Annotated in this window: 1 protein-coding gene; it reads right to left on the reverse strand. The window is 38.2% G+C overall.

Going from position 1 to position 1,115, the window contains the following annotated elements; translation table 11 throughout:
* Window positions 1–63: 63 nt before the first annotated feature.
* Window positions 64–1,101, reverse strand: a complete 1,038-nt coding sequence (locus B0A64_RS24685) for an NADP(H)-dependent aldo-keto reductase (RefSeq protein ID WP_089482092.1) — start codon at window positions 1,099–1,101, stop codon at window positions 64–66.
* Window positions 1,102–1,115 lie beyond the last annotated feature (14 nt).

Raw genomic sequence — 1,115 nt, forward strand, 5'->3', positions numbered from 1 at the left:
TTGGCTAAAGCCCTTTTTATTTATTTTATATTTTCATCCGGCTAAAGCTGAACGCTATTCAACTTAAGGAGCCGGATCAGGAATTATAGCCTGAACCGCAGCAATCTCTGTTAAAATTTCTTTGGATAAAAACACATCAATTGTATCGATGTTTTCTTTTAACTGCTCCATTGTCGTAGCGCCAATAATGGCACTGGTCAAAAAAGGTTGTTGCAATACAAATCCCATCGCGAGTTCTGTCAGAGTCAAGCCGTGTTTTTTAGCAATTTCCTGATACAATCTTGTGGCTTGCGTACATTGATCACTGTTGTAACGAGTATATTGCGGAAAAAGTTTTATTCTCGCATTTGGATGTGCTTCACCGGTTAAAAATTTACCCGTTAAAACGCCAAATGCTAAAGGAGAATAGGCCAGTAAACCCACGTTTTCGTATTTTGCGACTTCGGCAGAACCTACTTCAAAAAGACGGTTCAACAAATTATACGGATTTTGAATGGTTTTAATCCTAGGCAGGTTTTGATATTTACTCTCTTCGAGAAAACGCATCATCCCCCAGGCATTTTCGTTAGAAACACCAATGTGTTTTATTTTGCCCTCTTTGATTAAACCATCAAAAGTTTCAAGGACTTCTCTAAAATTATCTTCCCATGCAGTATCGTAATCTTTAAAACCACGTTGTCCAAAATAATTAGTTTCCCGCTCGGGCCAATGCATTTGATACAAATCGATATAATCTGTCTGTAGTCGCTTTAAGCTATTTTCTAAAGCATATCTTATACTCGCCGGAGAGAAATCTCCTTTCTCACGCATATAAGTAAAATTAGGATTTGGTCCTGCAATCTTAGAAGCCAAAACCACTTTTTCTCGATTTCCTGATTTCTTAAACCAGGTTCCTATAATTTTCTCTGTACTTCCGTAAGTTTCCTCCCGCGCCGGAACCGAATACATTTCGGCTGTATCAAAAAAGTTTATGCCTCGTTCCAGTGCATAATCCATTTGCTGATGTCCTTCGGCTTCTGTGTTTTGCTGCCCGAAAGTCATCGTTCCCAGGTTTATTTTACTAACTTTTATATCCGTATTGGGTAGTGTCGTGTATTTCATTTTTTCTTTTTTAG

The sequence above is a fragment of the Flavobacterium araucananum genome, assembly GCF_002222055.1.
GTDB classification, from domain to species: domain Bacteria; phylum Bacteroidota; class Bacteroidia; order Flavobacteriales; family Flavobacteriaceae; genus Flavobacterium; species Flavobacterium araucananum.